This window comes from Timonella sp. A28 (genome assembly GCF_051200815.1).
In the GTDB taxonomy this organism is placed as follows: Bacteria; Actinomycetota; Actinomycetes; order Actinomycetales; family Cellulomonadaceae; genus Timonella.
Genome location: NZ_CP195159.1, coordinates 1,737,222 through 1,753,787, shown reverse-complemented (window position 1 = coordinate 1,753,787; position 16,566 = coordinate 1,737,222). Strand labels below are relative to the sequence as shown.

14 protein-coding genes and 1 riboswitch are annotated in these 16,566 nt (G+C 54.3%); of the genes, 10 read left to right on the top strand and 4 right to left on the bottom strand.

Annotation, left to right across the window (positions count from 1 at the left end; all coding sequences use genetic code 11):
• Positions 1-165: 165 nt before the first annotated feature.
• The 8 genes from dcd to mnhG all read left to right on the top strand — a co-directional run bounded on the left by dcd (position 166) and on the right by mnhG (position 8,829).
• Positions 166-747 (top strand): dCTP deaminase, encoded by a 582-nt coding sequence (gene dcd / locus ACR9EC_RS08330; protein WP_435298767.1) that lies wholly within the window; start codon positions 166-168, stop codon positions 745-747.
• A gap of 83 nt (positions 748-830) precedes the next feature.
• Entirely contained in the window at positions 831-1,988 is a 1,158-nt protein-coding gene (locus tag ACR9EC_RS08325; RefSeq protein WP_435298766.1) for a hypothetical protein, read from the top strand.
• Positions 1,989-2,250: 262 nt separating this feature from the next.
• Positions 2,251-5,277 carry a Na+/H+ antiporter subunit A gene (locus ACR9EC_RS08320; protein WP_435298765.1) on the top strand — a complete coding sequence of 1,009 codons (3,027 nt, stop codon included), beginning with the start codon at positions 2,251-2,253 and terminating at the stop codon, positions 5,275-5,277.
• 77 nt (positions 5,278-5,354) lie between these two features.
• The gene (locus ACR9EC_RS08315) at positions 5,355-5,846 is read left to right on the top strand and encodes a Na(+)/H(+) antiporter subunit C (RefSeq protein ID WP_435300638.1); all 492 of its coding nucleotides are present in this window, start codon (positions 5,355-5,357) and stop codon (positions 5,844-5,846) included.
• Entirely contained in the window at positions 5,839-7,428 is a 1,590-nt protein-coding gene (locus tag ACR9EC_RS08310) for a Na+/H+ antiporter subunit D (protein WP_435298764.1), read from the top strand. Before ACR9EC_RS08315 ends, ACR9EC_RS08310 begins: the two co-directional genes overlap by 8 nt.
• Complete coding sequence (locus tag ACR9EC_RS08305; protein WP_435298763.1) at positions 7,428-8,015, top strand: Na+/H+ antiporter subunit E; 588 nt, start codon at positions 7,428-7,430, stop codon at positions 8,013-8,015. The genes ACR9EC_RS08310 and ACR9EC_RS08305 overlap by 1 nt, the downstream gene beginning before the upstream one ends.
• Positions 8,012-8,356 carry a monovalent cation/H+ antiporter complex subunit F gene (locus ACR9EC_RS08300; RefSeq protein ID WP_435298762.1) on the top strand — a complete coding sequence of 115 codons (345 nt, stop codon included), beginning with the start codon at positions 8,012-8,014 and terminating at the stop codon, positions 8,354-8,356. Before ACR9EC_RS08305 ends, ACR9EC_RS08300 begins: the two co-directional genes overlap by 4 nt.
• A complete protein-coding gene (gene mnhG, locus ACR9EC_RS08295; RefSeq protein WP_435298761.1) occupies positions 8,353-8,829 on the top strand; it encodes a monovalent cation/H(+) antiporter subunit G in 477 nt (158 codons plus the stop codon). The genes ACR9EC_RS08300 and mnhG overlap by 4 nt, the downstream gene beginning before the upstream one ends.
• Before the next feature lie 13 nt (positions 8,830-8,842).
• Here the strand turns inward: mnhG and ACR9EC_RS08290 are convergent, their stop codons facing one another.
• Both ACR9EC_RS08290 and ACR9EC_RS08285 read right to left on the bottom strand, forming a co-directional pair.
• A complete protein-coding gene (locus ACR9EC_RS08290; RefSeq protein ID WP_435298760.1) occupies positions 8,843-9,817 on the bottom strand; it encodes an alpha/beta hydrolase in 975 nt (324 codons plus the stop codon).
• On the bottom strand, positions 9,814-10,824 hold the full coding sequence (locus ACR9EC_RS08285; RefSeq protein WP_435298759.1) for an LppM family (lipo)protein: 1,011 nt from the start codon (positions 10,822-10,824) through the stop codon (positions 9,814-9,816). Before ACR9EC_RS08285 ends, ACR9EC_RS08290 begins: the two co-directional genes overlap by 4 nt.
• A gap of 184 nt (positions 10,825-11,008) precedes the next feature.
• On the opposite strand from ACR9EC_RS08285, the gene clpB reads away from it, so the two are divergent.
• Together clpB and ACR9EC_RS08275 are read left to right on the top strand one after the other, a co-directional pair.
• A complete protein-coding gene (gene clpB, locus ACR9EC_RS08280; protein ID WP_435298758.1) occupies positions 11,009-13,630 on the top strand; it encodes an ATP-dependent chaperone ClpB in 2,622 nt (873 codons plus the stop codon).
• A gap of 72 nt (positions 13,631-13,702) precedes the next feature.
• A complete protein-coding gene (locus ACR9EC_RS08275; RefSeq protein ID WP_435298757.1) occupies positions 13,703-14,374 on the top strand; it encodes a TetR/AcrR family transcriptional regulator in 672 nt (223 codons plus the stop codon).
• Positions 14,375-14,452: 78 nt separating this feature from the next.
• On the opposite strand, the gene ACR9EC_RS08270 is transcribed toward ACR9EC_RS08275, so the two are convergent.
• Positions 14,453-15,364, bottom strand: coding sequence for a C40 family peptidase (locus tag ACR9EC_RS08270; protein ID WP_435298756.1), 912 nt, complete (start codon positions 15,362-15,364; stop codon positions 14,453-14,455).
• A gap of 2 nt (positions 15,365-15,366) precedes the next feature.
• Positions 15,367-15,572, bottom strand: a riboswitch (cyclic di-AMP (ydaO/yuaA leader).
• A 197-nt stretch (positions 15,573-15,769) separates the two neighbouring features.
• Positions 15,770-16,558 carry an exodeoxyribonuclease III gene (locus ACR9EC_RS08265; protein WP_435298755.1) on the bottom strand — a complete coding sequence of 263 codons (789 nt, stop codon included), beginning with the start codon at positions 16,556-16,558 and terminating at the stop codon, positions 15,770-15,772.
• Positions 16,559-16,566: the final 8 nt, after the last annotated feature.

The window sequence follows — 16,566 nt, the reverse complement described above, 5'->3', positions numbered from 1 at the left end:
CGTCAGGTGTGCGTGAGGTTTCTCCTGATGGGAGAACTATCGGTGCACATCATCACAAGTATCCTAACAACCCTGCAATAATATTTGGGACAATGTTGGTGACACAGCCGCCTATGATGTCACTGCTCGCGCTTCTGCGCCCCCAACTAAGAAACGGTATTCATCGTGTTGCTTTCAGACCGGGATATTAAGAAACAGATCGACGCTGGACGGGTTGCTCTTGAGCCTTTTGACCCGACGCTGATCCAGCCTTCCTCAATTGATGTGCGCTTGGACCGTTTCTTCCGCCTGTTCGACAACCACAAATACCCGTACATTGACCCGGCTGTAGAACAACCTGAACTAACCCGACTCGTTGAAGTTGAACAAGATCAGCCATTTATTTTGCACCCAGGGGAGTTCGTACTAGCGGCCACCTACGAACAAGTAACGCTGCCAAACGACGTTGCCGCTCGTCTAGAAGGTAAATCGTCGCTGGGGCGCCTTGGCTTGCTGACCCACTCCACCGCCGGATTCATTGACCCCGGCTTCACCGGCCACGTCACCCTAGAACTGAGCAACGTTGCAACACTGCCAATTTTGTTGTGGCCAGGCATGAAAATCGGTCAAATGTGCTTCTTCCAACTGTCTTCAGAAGCGGAATACCCATACGGGTCGAGCACATACGGTTCGCGTTACCAAGGCCAGCGCGGTCCAACTGCTTCGCGAAGCTTCAAAAACTTTTACAAAGCAGACATTAACGATTAGGCGCGTCGCGCATACAGTTGCTCGCACTTTTAGGTACTACAACACGGCTGTGACACCCTGTTCATGGCATTGAGGTGAATGGAATGAATCAGTTGAGGTTTTCGTCTGCCCCGCTACCTGCCGCACCCGGCACACACCCTAAGGGCCAAGCCGAACAAGTAACCCACTTTTTGGCAGTAAACGACTACCTTGACCCCGCCGATATCGAATTCCTCGTGCAATGCAGATATCCCAAAGCGGTGTGGGAAACCCTCCCCAGCGAAGCCGAACACGACGGCGGGATAGAAGTCGCACCGGGAGTGTTGAGGTTGTCTGCACGCAGCATCATGCACGGCCCATACCTGCCATCAGTGCTTGCCGACGAGAACGCAAACGGGTCTGCGCAACTTGAAACAGTGCCCCACCCTGCCAACTTTCCCCACGCAACAGCAATGGTGTGGGCACTCACAACTGTGCGGGAACGCGGCGAAGAGCCCTTCCCTCACTCAGGTGACCGCGACGGTCTCGCCCGAATCTTCGCAGAAGGACTACCTATCCGCGAAGAATACCGACAAGTGACCACACTTGTGGCAATGGCCCGATACCTCAACGGTTCAGCGCACTTTGACGCCGTGTTTAGCCCACCAACTCGCGTGTACCAGCCACGCACAGACGTACAAAGATACCGCCAGATTTCACCAGACGCGGCCGCAAACGTTGACCGCATAATCTACAGTGACGTGTGGCTTGACCCGCAAGCAGCCCTGCGCATAGGCCAACTCGTCGCACCCACCATGGGGTACATGCCTACCGAGATTCCATGGGAAGGGCCAGCCGACCCTGAAGACAACCTCGACCGCACATACTCGATCCTTTCCCAAGAAGAAATCGATGCACTGCATGAACGCGCAGAACAAGCAGACCGCGAAATCTTATCTGCTCCACAACAAGTAAGCGCTTACGGGCTCGTCTACGAAGTCACGCAAGGAGACATCATCTCCATTGAAGTGGGCGGAACAGACGAACTACCCCCAGTGCTCGACAACATCGAATGGGCACGCAACGGCGTCGTCGAATACCGTATCCGCTGGGTGCCAGACGACCTCGACGACTGGCAAAAAGAAATACCCAGCTTCGACTTACGTAAACGCCGAACCCGAATCCTAGAAATAGTTTCCGCCCTCACCAAAGGCTTCTATGCGGCAACATCAGGCGAAATAGTCGACGAAGACGGATTCCTACACGACCCTCGTTCCCTATAAACAACGCGAGAACCCCGCCCTACACGGTTTCACTGTGCCACCCGTGTATCGCGCGCTACCCACGCCATGCAATGGCAAAGAACATGTCACACCTGAACAAAACTGCGCCGATGCCTTGATAAAATCGGGAGGTGACTGACACTCAGAAAGAGGTCAGGCACCCCCGCAAGGAATCCGCGCACCTTGAAGAACACCCGCCACACACCGGCACGTTCCTCGCCGTGAGATTCGCTCATTGCCGCCCCTACAGGACGGAGCGCACGTGCTTATACTGCTCGCTGCCCACGCACTCATGGCACTCGTCGCGCCTGCCCTCATCGGCTTGATTGGGCGCAAAACCTTCCTCGTCGCAGCGCTCGCACCCGCATCCGCTGCGATCTACGCCCTCGCCTCCACCCCGCACGTACTCGCAGGCGACGGCCCAACCCAAAATATTCCATGGATTCCCGCACTCGGAATCCACCTCAGCTTCCACATGGACACCCTCTCGTGGCTGATGCTCCTCATCGTCGGGGGCATAGGTGCCGGGGTCCTCATCTACTGTTCCGCCTACTTCTCACCCAACGCGCAAGGCCTCGGCCGCTTCAGCGCAGTACTTACCGCCTTCGCCGGCGCAATGGTTGGCCTCGTCCTCGCCGACGACATGATGCTGCTCTTCATGTTCTGGGAACTCACAACCGTGTTTTCCTACCTACTCATCGGTCACTACTTTGACCGCAAAGCCTCCCGACGAGCAGCAATGCAAGCAATCATGGTCACCACAGCCGGTGGCCTCACCATGCTCGTTGGAATCATCATCCTGGGCGTTAACACACCAACCGGATTCAGCATTTCTGGGTTCCTCGCCAACCCGCCATCAGGCCCAATCATCACCGCAGCAGCCGTATGTATTATCGTCGGGGCAGCCTCAAAAGCAGCGCTCATCCCCACACATTTCTGGCTCCCCAGCGCTATGGCAGCGCCCACCCCAGTAAGCGCCTACCTGCACGCGGCTGCCATGGTCAAAGCCGGCGTGTACCTCATCGCACGATTCGCGCCAGCGTTCTCCCACCTCACCATCTGGGTGACACTCATCCTCATCCTCGGATGCGCGACGCTACTCCTCGGCGGCTACCGGGCACTACGCCAACACGACCTTAAACTCATCCTCGCGTACGGCACAGTTTCACAACTCGGGCTCATCATTGTGGTTGTTGGGTTGGGTACCCAAAGCGCAGCGCTCGCAGGTCTCGCCATGATTTGCGCCCACGCGCTCTTCAAAGCTGCGCTCTTCCTCACCACAGGAGTCATCGACGCAGCGACCGGCACCCGAGATCTCAGACGACTCACCGGTGTGGGGCGGGCAATGCCCCTCGTAGCCGTTACAGGCATACTCGCCACTCTGTCCATGATCGGTATGCCACCGTTCCTCGGCTATGTGGCAAAAGAAGCCGCACTCGAAGCACTCATTCACGACTCCATACCAACACTCCCAGCATGGGCGGGAACACTCACCCTCACCACTATCGCTTTAGGGTCAGTGCTCACCATCGCCTACGGTGCACGATTCTGTTGGGGCGCATTCAGCAACAAAACCGCAGCCCCCACCATCGCGCTGCCCACCACGCTGCCTGACGGCAGCCCCGCACCAACACACCTCGTCAACCCTGACGAATTCAAAAAACAGTCCGTACGCCTCACCGCGCCCGGACTCATCTTTGCCGTGTTGGGCCTCCTCGCAGGGACAACCCCGGGACTCGTCGAAAACTATGTAGCGCCACACGCCAACACTTACCCGCTAGGACACACTGGACACCTCGTCTTATGGGCAGGCATTGGCCCAAGTTTCTGGCTGACAGTAGCGATCTTCGCAGCTGGCGCACTCCTAATCTGGCAGCGCCGACGCGTAGAGCTCCTGCAACAGGCGGTACCGCACATCTACGACACAGAAGTGTCCTACCGCAAAACAATGCGGCGCATCGACGACCTCGCAGCAGACATTACGGCAATCACCCAGCGTGGTTCGCTGCCTTACTACCTTTCCATCATCTTCCTAGCGCTTATTCTCGGGCCCGGCTCCCTCCTCATCGCCGGAACCGCATGGCCAGAAACCATAAAAATTTGGGACACCCCAGCGCAACTCCTCGCTGTCCTCGTCATCATCCCCGCAGTCATCCTTGCGGCCCGAGCCCGACGACGACTCAAAGCAGTACTCCTCGTAGGGTTCGCCGGGTATTCCGTCGCAGCACTATTCCTGCTCCAAGGCGCACCAGACCTTGCCCTCACCCAAGTGCTCGTCGAAACGATCACCCTCGTAATCATGGTGCTTGTCATGCGCAGACTCCCGGCCTACTACTCCGACAGGCCGTTGAAAGCATCACGGTGGGCACGACTCGGACTCGCCCTGCTTGTTGGGGCATTCGCTATGGCACTAGCTGTCATCATCCCCGCGGCACGAATACACCAACGCGCATCCATTGACTTCCCCGAAGAGGCGTACACGTGGGGCGGCGGAAAAAACATTGTTAACGTTGCCCTCGTCGACATTCGTGCATGGGACACGATGGGCGAGATTTCGGTGCTTCTCGTCGCAGCAACCGGAGTGGCATCGCTTATCTTCTTATCGCGTCGTAGCGGAGAAATCCTACGAGTAGATAAAGACCTTCCCTCCACCCACAAAGGCGCAGTATGGAGCACCCACGCTGCTAACAGCCCCGCACCGCAAGGCCCGGACACCGACGCGCCACAAAAAACAGACTCTGCGGCACGAGCCCAACACCGATTCCGAAAATGGTTACGTGCCGGAGTCACAGTTGCCCCACAACGACGATCCGTCATTTTCGAAGTGGTCGCCCGCCTGCTCTTCCACTCGATGATCATCTTTGCGTTGTTCTTATTATTCTCAGGCCACAACGCGCCAGGCGGCGGATTCGCTGCCGGACTCGTCGTAGGTATCGCCCTAATCGTGCGCTACCTCGCTGGCGGACGGTACGAACTTGGCGAAGCCGCACCTGTACACCCCGGCCTGCTACTAGGAACAGGACTGTTCTTATCTGCCGGTATCGGCCTGATCTCAATCATCGTGGGCGGCCAAGTACTCGAATCAAAGATTTGGTACCTGACGCTTCCCATATTCGGTGACGTCAAACTCATCTCCACGCTGTTCTTCGACATCGGGGTGTTCCTCGTCGTCGTCGGTTTGGTGCTCGACATTCTGCGTTCACTCGGCGCAGAAATAGACAGACAAGCAGACACCGGCGACACAGACACCCCACAGTTGAGCCAAGACCAAAAGGACGTGCTGCGATGAACCACGCATCCATCTCAACTGCTTACAGCCTGCTCGCTGCCGGCGAGGAACAAAAAACGTCCGCACCCCTCATCGACATGACACCATCACTAGTGCTCGTCCTTGCCGTGGGCGCTTTCGTGACAGCCGGAGTGTATTTAATCCTCGAACGCTCACTGACCCGCGTACTACTCGGCTTCATCCTCATCGGAAACGGCGTCAACATTCTGTTCCTCATCTCAGGAGGAGCCGCGGGCGGCGCGCCTATCGTCGGGCTCACCGCAGACGAAGACATGAGCGACCCTCTACCGCAAGCGATGGTACTGACAGCCATCGTGATCACGCTCGGCCTAACGGCCTTCGTCCTTGCCATGGCATATCGGTCTTGGCAGCTACTTGGCCACGATGAGGTTCAAGACGACCTCGAAGACCGCCGTATCGCACGGATCGCCGCAAAGAATGCGCCAACAGTGGCAGGCGCCGACAACGACGACAGCAGCGACTTTGAAATCAACATTGACGCCGACGCAATTTCGGCACGAGACGAAACATCAGACTCTAGTGAACAAGACGAGGTAAAGAATGACTGACTTTACATGGCTTGTTCCACTACCAGTCGTCATCCCGCTATGCGCGGCAGGCCTCGCATTAGCGATGTACCGGCACGACAAAATTCAGCAGATCATCACAGTCACCGCACTGGCGTTAATGGTCGTGTTCTCTGGTGTGATGATGTGGGCAGCAGATCAGGGCCCAATCGTCGTGAACGTCGGTGAATGGGCCGCCCCGGTAGGCATCAACCTCGTGGGCGACCGCCTATCAGCGTTAATGCTCACGGTGTCTTCCACCGTGCTGTTGTGCGTTTTGTTGTACTCGCTTGGGCAGGGCATTACCGACTCAGCGAAAGCACCAGTGTCTATCTACCACCCCACATATTTAGTGCTTGCCGCGGGTGTATCTAATGCGTTCTTAGCTGGCGACCTTTTCAACTTGTATGTTGGTTTCGAGATCCTGCTGGCAGCCTCATACGTGCTCTTGACGTTGGGTGGCACGTTTGAACGCATACGAGCCGGTGCAATCTACGTGGTGGTAGCGCTGCTGTCGTCGCTCATCTTTTTGATTGCGATAGCAAGTATTTATGCTGCTACTGGAACAGTTAACCTCGCTCAACTGGGTGTGCGATTAAGCGAAATTGACCCACAGGTCGCGCTCGTTTTGCAGGCATTACTGCTTGTCGCTTTCGGCATTAAAGCCGCTATTTTTCCGCTGTCCAGTTGGCTGCCTGACTCGTATCCCACCGCGCCAGCACCAGTGACAGCCGTATTCGCGGGCTTGCTGACGAAGGTTGGTGTGTACGCGATTATTCGCACACAGACTCTCCTTTTCCCGCAAGGACAGTTGAATGACGTGCTGATGTGGCTGGCCTTAGCAACAATGCTCATCGGCATCATGGGTGCGGTAGCGCAGAACGATATCAAACGTTTGCTGTCGTTTACGTTAGTCAGTCACATCGGATACATGCTGTTTGGTATTGCGTTAGGTTCACGTATCGGGTTGGGCGCTGCCGTATTTTATGTAGCCCACCACATTACGGTGCAGACGACACTGTTTTTGATTGTTGGGTTGATCGAGCGACGCGGCGGCACCACCTCCTTGTCGAAACTTGGCGGCCTAGCAAAAACGGCTCCTTTCCTTGCCGTGCTGTTCTTCATCCCTGCCATGAACCTAGCCGGCATTCCACCATTCTCTGGATTCTTAGGAAAAGTTGGTTTGCTGGAAGCAGGAGTCGACGCCGGTACCTCGTTAGCGTATGTACTAGTGATCGGTGGTGTTGTTGCTTCACTGCTGACGCTGTACGCCATCGTGAAAGCCTGGAACAAGGCGTTTTGGCAGCCTGCACCTAAACCCTTGCCGAACGCATCATTGCCTGTTGCGCTTGCTGGTCCTGCAACTGTGATGGTGGTGTTGTCTGTGCTGATCACTGTTGTTGCGGGGCCCATGTATGCGTATGCAAACCGTGCTGCAACAACCATGATGGATAACTCTCGTTACATTGATGCAGTGCTTGGCGACGAGGGTCGAGGCGAGGGGAATTCGACTCCCGTGCAGGGGCCTGATCCTGTAGATGAATCTGATGTGGTTGATACCGGCGACGATGGGGTGGTGAACTGATGCGAACACGCCGCACATTGGGCACAGCCCAATGGTTGACTACCTTGTGGCTCACTGTTGTGTGGGTGTTGTTGTGGGGTGATCTGACGTGGGGAAATCTGGTTGCGGGCGTTGCTTTGGCGCTGCTTGTAGCTTGGTTTATGCCGCTTCCTGCAATTGATTTTCGGGGACGGATTAGGCCGCATTTTGTAGCGTATTTAATTGCTCGTTTTGTGTTCGACCTGGTTGCTGCGTCTTTTCAAGTTGCTGTGCAAGCGTTTCGGTTTGGTTATCAGCCGCGGGGCGCTATTGTGCGCGTGAATTTGCGTAGTGATTCAGATTTGTATTTGACTTTGACGTCCGAATTAAGCTGTCTTGTTCCCGGTTCCATTGTTGTGGAAGCTGATCAAGACACGGACACGTTGTATCTGCACATCCTCGATCTTGACTTATACGGAGGCGTGGAGAAAGTCCGCCAAGATGTGTTGGACTTGGAGGCACGTGTGATGCGGGCTTTTGCTTCACAGCAGGAACTGGAACGTGCTGGGGTGTTGTTGCATTCGCGTAAGCGTCGCGGAGCAGATTCCAGTCAGGAGGGCGCAGCATGATTGTTGTTGCAGTTATATGTGCCGTGTTGTTGGTGGCAGCAGGAGTGATGGCGTTGATTAGGGCAGAAAAAGGCCCATCAATGTTGAACCGTACGATCGCGTTGGATCTTTTTGCCACGGTGTTGATCGGCGGTATTGCGTTAGAGGCAGCATATTCAAAGCGGATAGATACGTTACCGATCCTTGTTGTGTTGTCTTTGGTGGGCTTTGTAGGGTCGGTGACGGTAGCTCGGTTTGCGGCTCGCGAAAAGCATGAGGAGAAGCGCGTGCGCACCACTGCTGAGATCGAACATGATGAGGCTGTTCGTAAGTCTGTGCTTGAGCGGGAGGAAGAACAGTGACGTGGGAGAACTTCGCTGATGGTGCTGCTGCCGTATGTTTGCTGTTGGGCGCCTTTTTGACGTTTGCGGCTGGCGTGGGTGTGCTTCGTTTCCCTGACTTGTTTGCCCGCATGCACGCTGCAACGAAACCTCAAGTGCTGGGTCTTCTTTTGATGTTGAGCGCTGAGGCGTTGCGGGTGCGTAGTTGGAGTGTTGTTGGGCTGCTATTCCTTGTTGTGGTTTTTCAGTTGTTAACTGCCCCCGTTGCTGCACACATGGTTGGACGTGCGGGTATGCGCACACACCAGATAGATAATGATTTTTTAACCGTCAACGAACTTGCTGAGGATCAAGAGCATGCTCGTCGTGAAGCCCGTGCGGTAGAAAGCAAAGGCTTGCAGGTGAGTGACGATGTTGCGGTGCAACTGGAGTCGCGGTTGCGTGCTTTGCGTAAGGCACAAGCTCAAGATAGTTCGCTACGACAAGACGATTAATCGGTGTAATGGGTTAGTGGTCTTCGAGTCCTGTAAGCCACGCGTCGATAGCATCAAAGTAGGCGGTGCGTGCGGGCTCAGGGGAGAGCGATAGGTCGTGGGCGCCGCGTGCGATTGGCACGAAGGTGACATCTTTACCGAGTTTGTGGGCTCCGAGTTCTATGTGTCGAACATTTAATACGGAGTCTGTTGTGGTGAGCCGGTCGTGGTGTGTTTCGGCGCTCCCTGAACGACGCGACGCTAAAACGAGCACGGGGCAGTCGATGTGTAAGCCATTTTTGATGCGTTGATGGCCGCGACGTATGGCGGCAAACCATCCCGCGCGTATTGGAAACCCGTTGTGTGGTTTTAACGCGAGGTCGTAATCCCATTCGCCGCCAGTGTCTTTGTGCAGGGCCTTACCGTAATACGGTTTGAGGCTGCCGATGACTGTGTGTGGGGTAATTTTTGCCAGCTGGTTGAGCGCACGGGTTGCCAGTGTTCTGTGGAACCACGGCTTGTTGAGGTCAAACCATGGTGAGTTGAGGATGAGCGCGCTAATGTGTGGCACGCCTGTGACGGGTGTGTTGGTGCGTGCATTTGCCCAGAGAGCGGCGATGAGCCCGCCGGTTGAGTGACCGAGGACGAGGAGTTCGTCGTGTCCTTCCCGTTTGATAATGCGTGCTGCAGAGTCGAGTTCGTGGCGGTATTCTGCCAAGTTGTCAATGTAGTTCGGGGTTTGGCCTTCGTGGAGGGATCGCCCGTATTTGCGCAGGTCTACAGCGTAAAAGTCGTATCCGAGGTTTTCGAAGTGTTCTGCTTGGTGTTCTTGGAAGAAGTAATCGACGAACCCGTGTATGTACAAGACTGCCCGGGTGTGACGGGGGCCAGCCGCGCGACGGATCAATGTCGCGGTGACTGGGCCTTCGTCGTCTACACCCAACGGTATGGCACGTGCCGCCCATTCTGAACCGAGTATGTCAGTAGTCCATGGGGCGGCGATGCTCATTGTTGCGGGTTCTCCGGGTTCTGTGGGTCGACAGGTGGTTGGGGGAATTGTTGGGTGGGAGGTGGTGGGGTGTAGTCCTGTTGTGGCTGAGTGTACCCCTGTTGTTCGGTGGGAGGTGACTCTTCGTTTTCTTCAGTTGGTGTGTCGGTTGTGGGTGTTGGGGCTTCGTCGTGTGGTTCTGCCTCGTAGTCTGGGTGGCTGCGGGCGTGTGGTTCGTCGTGCCCCATGGGTGGGGTGTAGTCGGGTTGACCAGGTTGGGTGTATCCGCCTGGTTGGTAGCCTTGTTGGAAGGTTTGGGATCCGGCAGCTGGGTAGGGGCCGGGGTCGTCGTCGAAGGATTTTTTGCGGTTGTTGGAGGCTACTACTCCGGCAATTATTGCTCCGACGAGGATGAGTGCTCCGATTGTGAGGCCAATGACGAGGAGCGCTGGCATCCCTGCTCCTGATGATTCCGCTGATCCGCGGGCGGACATCGTGAGGTCTTCACCGATGGCGTAGGTCCAGGTGACTGTTTTTCCGTTTACTGTTCCGTTGGATTCTTTTACTTCGCCTGGGAAAGTGATGTTGAACGAGATGTCCACTTGTTCTAGTAGTGCTGTTACTGCTGGGTCGTCTTCGTTTTCAGCCGGGATTCCGGCTTCCTCTGCATTGAATTTTCCTGTAACGACGTAGTCGTCGCCGTCACGTGTGATGGTGAGGTTGGGGTCGTTGAATGACGAGTCGAGGGGCTGGGATTCGAACGTGTATTTCTTTCCGGTGTAACCGTCTTGGGCGTAGTCTTCAGCTGTTGAGCCTTCGGGTGCTACGTCTCCTTCTGCAGTCATTGCGGTAAAGAGTTCGTCGGGGGACACTCCTAGTTGTTCTGCTGCGGTGTCTGATACTGCGAAGACTATTGAGCCGGAGGCTTTGTCGTCTTCTTCAAGTTCGACGTTTACCTGCATACGCATGCAGCCGCTGAGTAGGAATGCCATCGCGAGGGCGAGTGCTATGGCAAGTTTTGATTTCATGTTTTAACAGTATTCACATTCGTGCTTTAACACTATTTATAGGCTGGTTTGCTTCACGTGTGAGTGGGGTGAACCGTGGGTTCGTGCTGTTGTATATCTAGAAACTCAAAGTTGAGTGTACTAGACTCAACTTTGAGGATGTGGACTGTTTAGGTTCTCATCACACATCGTCATAGGAGGATTCATGGAACAAAAATTTACTTCTATGTCGCAGCAGGCACTCAGCGATGCCATCCAGAGCGCCACTGCGGCAAAGAACCCGCAAGTAGAAGCGCTACACCTGTTACAAGCATTGCTGAACCAGCAAGACGGCTTTGCTGTTGAACTGCTGAAAGCCGCACGAATCGACGTCACCGCGTTAGGGGCAGACGTGCGGCGTGCCCTCGTCGCGCTGCCTACCGTAAGTGGCACATCAACGTCAGACCCAACAGCAGCACATTCGCTAGGTATCGCCTTGCAAAAAGCAAGCGCCGAAGCCGCCGAAACCTCAGACGTCTACACGTCCACCGAACACCTCCTGTTAGGCATCGCCCAAACAGACACACCTGCAGCCGAAATGTTGCGTAAATCAGGTGCAACATATGAAGTACTCAAAGCAGAACTACCAAAAATTCGTGCCGGCAAAGACAGCCAATCACAAAACCCCGAAGGCACATACAAAGCCCTGCAAAAATACGGAGTGGACCTCACCCAATCCGCTAAAGACGCAAAACTGGACCCTGTTATTGGCCGCGACGACGAAATCAGACGAGTCATCCAAGTTCTGTCACGACGCACAAAAAACAACCCCGTCCTCATCGGTGAACCAGGTGTCGGAAAAACTGCTGTTGTTGAAGGGTTAGCGCAACGCATCGTCAAAAACGATGTCCCAGAGTCTTTGCGTAATAAGCGCCTTATTTCGTTAGACCTGTCCGCGATGGTTGCTGGAGCAAAATTCCGTGGCGACTTTGAAGAGCGCCTGAAATCTGTGTTGGACGAGATCAAAAACTCTGAAGGCGAAATCATCACCTTTATTGACGAACTCCACACAGTCGTCGGCGCTGGGGGCGGGTCCGAAGGTGCGATGGATGCAGGAAACATGCTCAAACCCATGCTTGCCCGCGGAGAACTGCGTCTAGTTGGTGCAACCACCCTCGATGAATATCGCGAAAATATCGAAAAAGACCCCGCGCTAGAACGTCGATTCCAGCAGGTCTTTGTTGGCGAGCCATCCGTTGAGGACACGATTGCGATCTTGCGTGGTCTGAAATCACGGTACGAAGCACACCACGAGGTCGAGATCTCTGATGGTGCTCTTGTTGCTGCCGCTACTCTCTCAAACCGGTACATCACGGGCCGGCGCATGCCAGACAAAGCGATCGACTTGATCGATGAGGCCGCTTCACGCCTGCGCATGGAAATGGACTCGTCTCCTGTCGAAATCGACATGCTGGAGCGTTCCATTGAGCGGTTGAAGATGGAAGAAATCGCGTTACAGGCGTCCGACGCATCAGGCGCTGACACACGATTAGACGAGGTCCGAGCCACACTTGCCGACGCAAACGAGAAGTTGGCTGTGCTGAATGCACGCTGGCAGCGTGAGCGCGGCGGATTGAACAAAGCAGGAGAACTACGCAAAAAGCTAGACGAACTTACCTCCCAAGCCGACCGTGCAAAGCTGGAAGGCGACCTTGCTGCGGCTTCAAAGATCCTTTATGGCGAGATCCCCGCAATTAGCCGCGAACTTGAAGAAGCCATGTCTGCTGAGCAAGAACTGCGAAGCGAGGAAACCGAAGACAAGCTTGTCGGCGACAAAGTAGACGCAAACGAGATCGCTGAAGTTGTATCGTCATGGACGGGCGTCCCCGTGGGGCGTCTGTTGCAGGGAGAAAGCCAAAAGCTGCTTGAGATGGAAGACCGCATCGGTCAACGGCTCATCGGGCAAACCGCTGCCGTGCAAACAGTATCTGATGCGGTGCGGCGCTCGCGTGCAGGTGTGAGCGATCCAAACCGCCCTACAGGGTCTTTCTTGTTTTTGGGTCCAACAGGTGTTGGAAAAACCGAGCTAGCGAAGGCGTTGGCTGAGTTTTTGTTTGACGACGAGCGGGCAATGGTTCGTGTGGACATGTCCGAATACGGTGAGAAGCATTCTGTTGCTCGGCTTGTTGGGGCACCTCCTGGATATGTTGGATACGACGAGGGTGGCCAGCTTACGGAGGCGGTTCGTCGTCGTCCATACACGGTTGTGTTGTTGGACGAGGTAGAAAAAGCTCACCCTGAGGTGTTCGACATTTTGCTGCAAGTTTTGGATGACGGGCGCCTCACTGATGGGCAAGGCCGGACAGTTGATTTCCGGAACGCCATCCTTGTGATGACATCGAATTTGGGTTCACAATTTTTGGTTGACTCGACGGCAGATGCTGAGGCGAAGCATGAGGCGGTTATGGCAGCGGTGCGTAGTCACTTTAAGCCAGAGTTTTTAAACCGGCTTGATGACGTTGTCATGTTTGATCCGTTGTCTGTGGATCAACTTGGCCAGATTGTTGATATCCAAGTGGCGGAGATCGCGGCTCGCGTTGCTGATCGGAATATGACGGTGCGTGTGTCTGATCGTGCGCGTCAATGGTTAGCAGAGACTGGGTTTGACCCCATTTATGGTGCGCGCCCACTGCGTCGTCTCGTGCAACGAGAAATTGGTGATCAATTGGCGCGACTTATTCTTGCTGGTCAAGCGAAAGAAGGCGCTCACATTGTTGTTGATTATCGTGAAGTAGACGAGAGCGGAGACGTTGCAATTCCGAGCGGGTTAATGGTTACTGTGGAGTAGTCCTCGACCGGTCGCCACCGAATTCTTTCCAATTGTTTGGTATTATTTTGGTGGCGACCGAGAGGGTTAAAAATGGCCGTTGAGCAGGGGAAACAGTCTAAAGCCGAAGGTGGCTCTAAGAGGAACGAAGGGGGACCTCGAAAAAAATATGCACGTGGTCTTGCAGCACGAGAAGAAATTTTAGAAGCTGCAGCGCGTCTTTTTGGGAATGTTGGATTTCATGAAACGTCCTTGCGTGACATTGCTGCACAAGTAGGCATGTCGCATCCGGGGCTACTTCATCATTTCCCAAATAAAAATGCATTGCTGATGGCGGTGTTAGAACACCGTGATCAACAAGATCTGAAATGGATGAATGAAACAGCAACAGCCGAGGCTTGGTTTTCAGGCGAGGCGTTCGTGCTGTTGCTTCAACGTAATATGGAACGGCCCGGCGCTGCTTGTCTTTTTACAAGAATGGCAATGGAGGCAACGAATCCACACCATCCAGCGCACGAATATTTTGTTTTACGCAACCGATGGTTGCTGAAGAAATATCGTGAAATCTTAGCTGAAGGCGTTGAGCGCGGGATCATCCGTGACGACATTGATGTGCAGTCCTCATCTCGGGCTTTGTCGGCCCTGCTTGAGGGGCTTCATGTGCAATGGTTGTTAGAAAGTTCCACACAGACATCAACGCAATCAGCAGACATTGCTGCTGCGTTAGAGGGCTTTTTCAGCTTGTTACGTGTGCCAAAGCAATAAAACTGAATAAACGTGTGGGGGGTGGCAATCAGTAATGATTGCCACCCCCCACACGTTTTATGTGTGATGCAGTGTCACTCAGACCCGAATAAAAGTTGGGTTCTTTTGGTGCATTTTGCGTACCTTGATGCTTTTACCTGGGCGTGGGGCGTCGATAATTTTTCCCTTGCCCATGTAGATGGCAATGTGGCCTGGTGTCCAGACGAGGTCGCCAGCGCGTGCCTTAGAGCGGGAAACTCGCTTGCCTGCGTAGCGTTGTGCACCGGAGGAGCGTGGCAGTTTAGCTACACCAGCTTTTTTGTACACGTATGAGGTGAAGCCGGAGCAGTCGAATCCACGTTTAGGGCTTGTGCCGCCCCATACGTAGGGAACACCAACGTGCTTTTTTGCTTCGCGGACGATGCGCTGTGACTTACTTGGGGACTTTACCCGCACCTTGATGGACTTCGAGGTTGGTTTGACAACCTTCGCACTTGAACCAGAAGGCGTGTAGATCACTTTGATGGTGTGCTTTTTAGCTGAAAGTTTCTTAGGCAGGCGGTAGCTAGCCTTTCCATTTTTCAGCTTGATGGTGCGTAGACGCTTTGTGCCGTCATAAATGCGCACCTTACCTTTGGCAGTTTTGCCTTTGGCTTTGACCTTGACGGAAACTTTTGCAGCTTTGGAGCCTTTGGTCCAGCTCTTCTTAGAGGCTTTAATTGAGATTGCGGCACGCACCTTCTTAGGCGCGGCGGTTTGTGCTGCTTGTACAGCGGCTGCGGCTGCTCCGGTCGTAGCGGTTGTTGTGCCGGCTGTTTGTGAAACAGTTGCGGCTTGTGCTGCGGGCGCTGAAATAAGGCCGACCGATGCAACACTAGCTGCGATCGCGAGCGAACTGAGCCGAAGAGCGAGAGTATTTTTGAATGAGCGTTGTGAAGATGAATGTTCTGGCGCCGCAATAGTGTCATCTGTATGAGCGTTTTGTGGCGCGTCAAAGCGAATGCTTGACATGTATATGTACCTCAAGACGCCTGTGAAGTGAGCTGTCGGATTCGGAGCGAGGTATGCCCCGGCCTAGGCGTCCCAGCAATGCTGTGGAGCCTACGGCTTCACCCCAAGACTGCAGTGCTACACAGTAGCGCAGCCAAAAGTGGTTCCCCCACTGCTACCGGAATAGTCCAGGACCCAAGGCGCCGGTAGCGTTAGGCGTTCACCTTGGCATCTCGACACTTGCAAAGTTATGAAAATCGAGACTCAAACACTCTAAGCACAAAATTTGAGATTGTCACGATCTGATAACGTCACGTTTTTTGGGCTGCCTCGTCATGCCTAGTCAGCATGGCGCGCGCTGGTTTAAACGTGGCAAGTTTCACCCATTGGAAAGTTTCCAGAAGGGGTTGGCAGGCCCGGCAATTCTTATGAAATGTCCAAAATAACCGGAACGTGATCTGAGGCGCCCTTGCCTTTTCGCTCATTGCGGTCAATGTGGACGCTCTGTACTGCTCGTGTAAGCGCAGGGGAGCAGTATGTGAAATCAATGCGCATGCCCTGATTTTTAGGGAACCGAAGCTGCTGATAATCCCAATAGGTGTACTTGCCTTCCTCGGGGAAGAACGTGCGGCTCACCTCAGTAAATCCGGCCTCTTCAAAAGCAAAAAACGCTGCACGCTCAGGTTCAGTGATGTGTGTTTTACCATCGAAAAATTCGATATCCCATACGTCCGAATCAAACGGCGCAACATTCCAGTCACCAACCAGCGCAATAGGAGCATCAGGATTCGCTGCCACCCACTCACGTGCATTGTCTTTGAGTGCAGCTAGCCACTCCAGCTTGTACGCGTAATGAGGATGGTCAACCTCGCGGCCATTAGGCACATACAGCGACCACACACGTACACCGCCACACGTTGCCCCAAGTGCACGAGCTTCTGTCACTGGAGTTTCACCAAATTGTGGCTGGTTTGGAAAACCGACCTCTATGTCATCGAGCCCAACTCGTGACACTATTGCTACACCGTTCCACTGATTGATGCCAAAATGTGCCACCTGATATCCGGCAGCTTCAAAAGCTTCAAACGGGAACTGTGCATCCTTACATTTCGTTTCTTGCAATGCGAGAACATCAATGTTCTCTCGTTCAAGAAAAGCAATCGCACGATCAAGACGGGCACGAATAGAGTTAATGTTCCACGTAGCTAGGCGCATACCCCAAG

Bases quoted from the DNA above. Each gene is read 5' to 3' on its own strand.
- ACR9EC_RS08325 (WP_435298766.1), top strand. From the start codon at position 831: ATGAATCAGTTGAGGTTTTCGTCTGCCCCGCTACCTGCCGCACCCGGC.
- ACR9EC_RS08315 (WP_435300638.1), top strand. From the start codon at position 5,355: ATGACACCATCACTAGTGCTCGTCCTTGCCGTGGGCGCTTTCGTGACA.
- ACR9EC_RS08310 (WP_435298764.1), top strand. From the start codon at position 5,839: ATGACTGACTTTACATGGCTTGTTCCACTACCAGTCGTCATCCCGCTA.
- ACR9EC_RS08305 (WP_435298763.1), top strand. From the start codon at position 7,428: ATGCGAACACGCCGCACATTGGGCACAGCCCAATGGTTGACTACCTTG.
- ACR9EC_RS08300 (WP_435298762.1), top strand. From the start codon at position 8,012: ATGATTGTTGTTGCAGTTATATGTGCCGTGTTGTTGGTGGCAGCAGGA.
- ACR9EC_RS08290 (WP_435298760.1), bottom strand. From the start codon at position 9,817: ATGAGCATCGCCGCCCCATGGACTACTGACATACTCGGTTCAGAATGG.
- ACR9EC_RS08285 (WP_435298759.1), bottom strand. From the start codon at position 10,824: ATGAAATCAAAACTTGCCATAGCACTCGCCCTCGCGATGGCATTCCTA.
- clpB (WP_435298758.1), top strand. From the start codon at position 11,009: ATGGAACAAAAATTTACTTCTATGTCGCAGCAGGCACTCAGCGATGCC.
- ACR9EC_RS08275 (WP_435298757.1), top strand. From the start codon at position 13,703: ATGGCCGTTGAGCAGGGGAAACAGTCTAAAGCCGAAGGTGGCTCTAAG.
- ACR9EC_RS08270 (WP_435298756.1), bottom strand. From the start codon at position 15,364: ATGTCAAGCATTCGCTTTGACGCGCCACAAAACGCTCATACAGATGAC.
- ACR9EC_RS08265 (WP_435298755.1), bottom strand. From the start codon at position 16,558: ATGCGCCTAGCTACGTGGAACATTAACTCTATTCGTGCCCGTCTTGAT.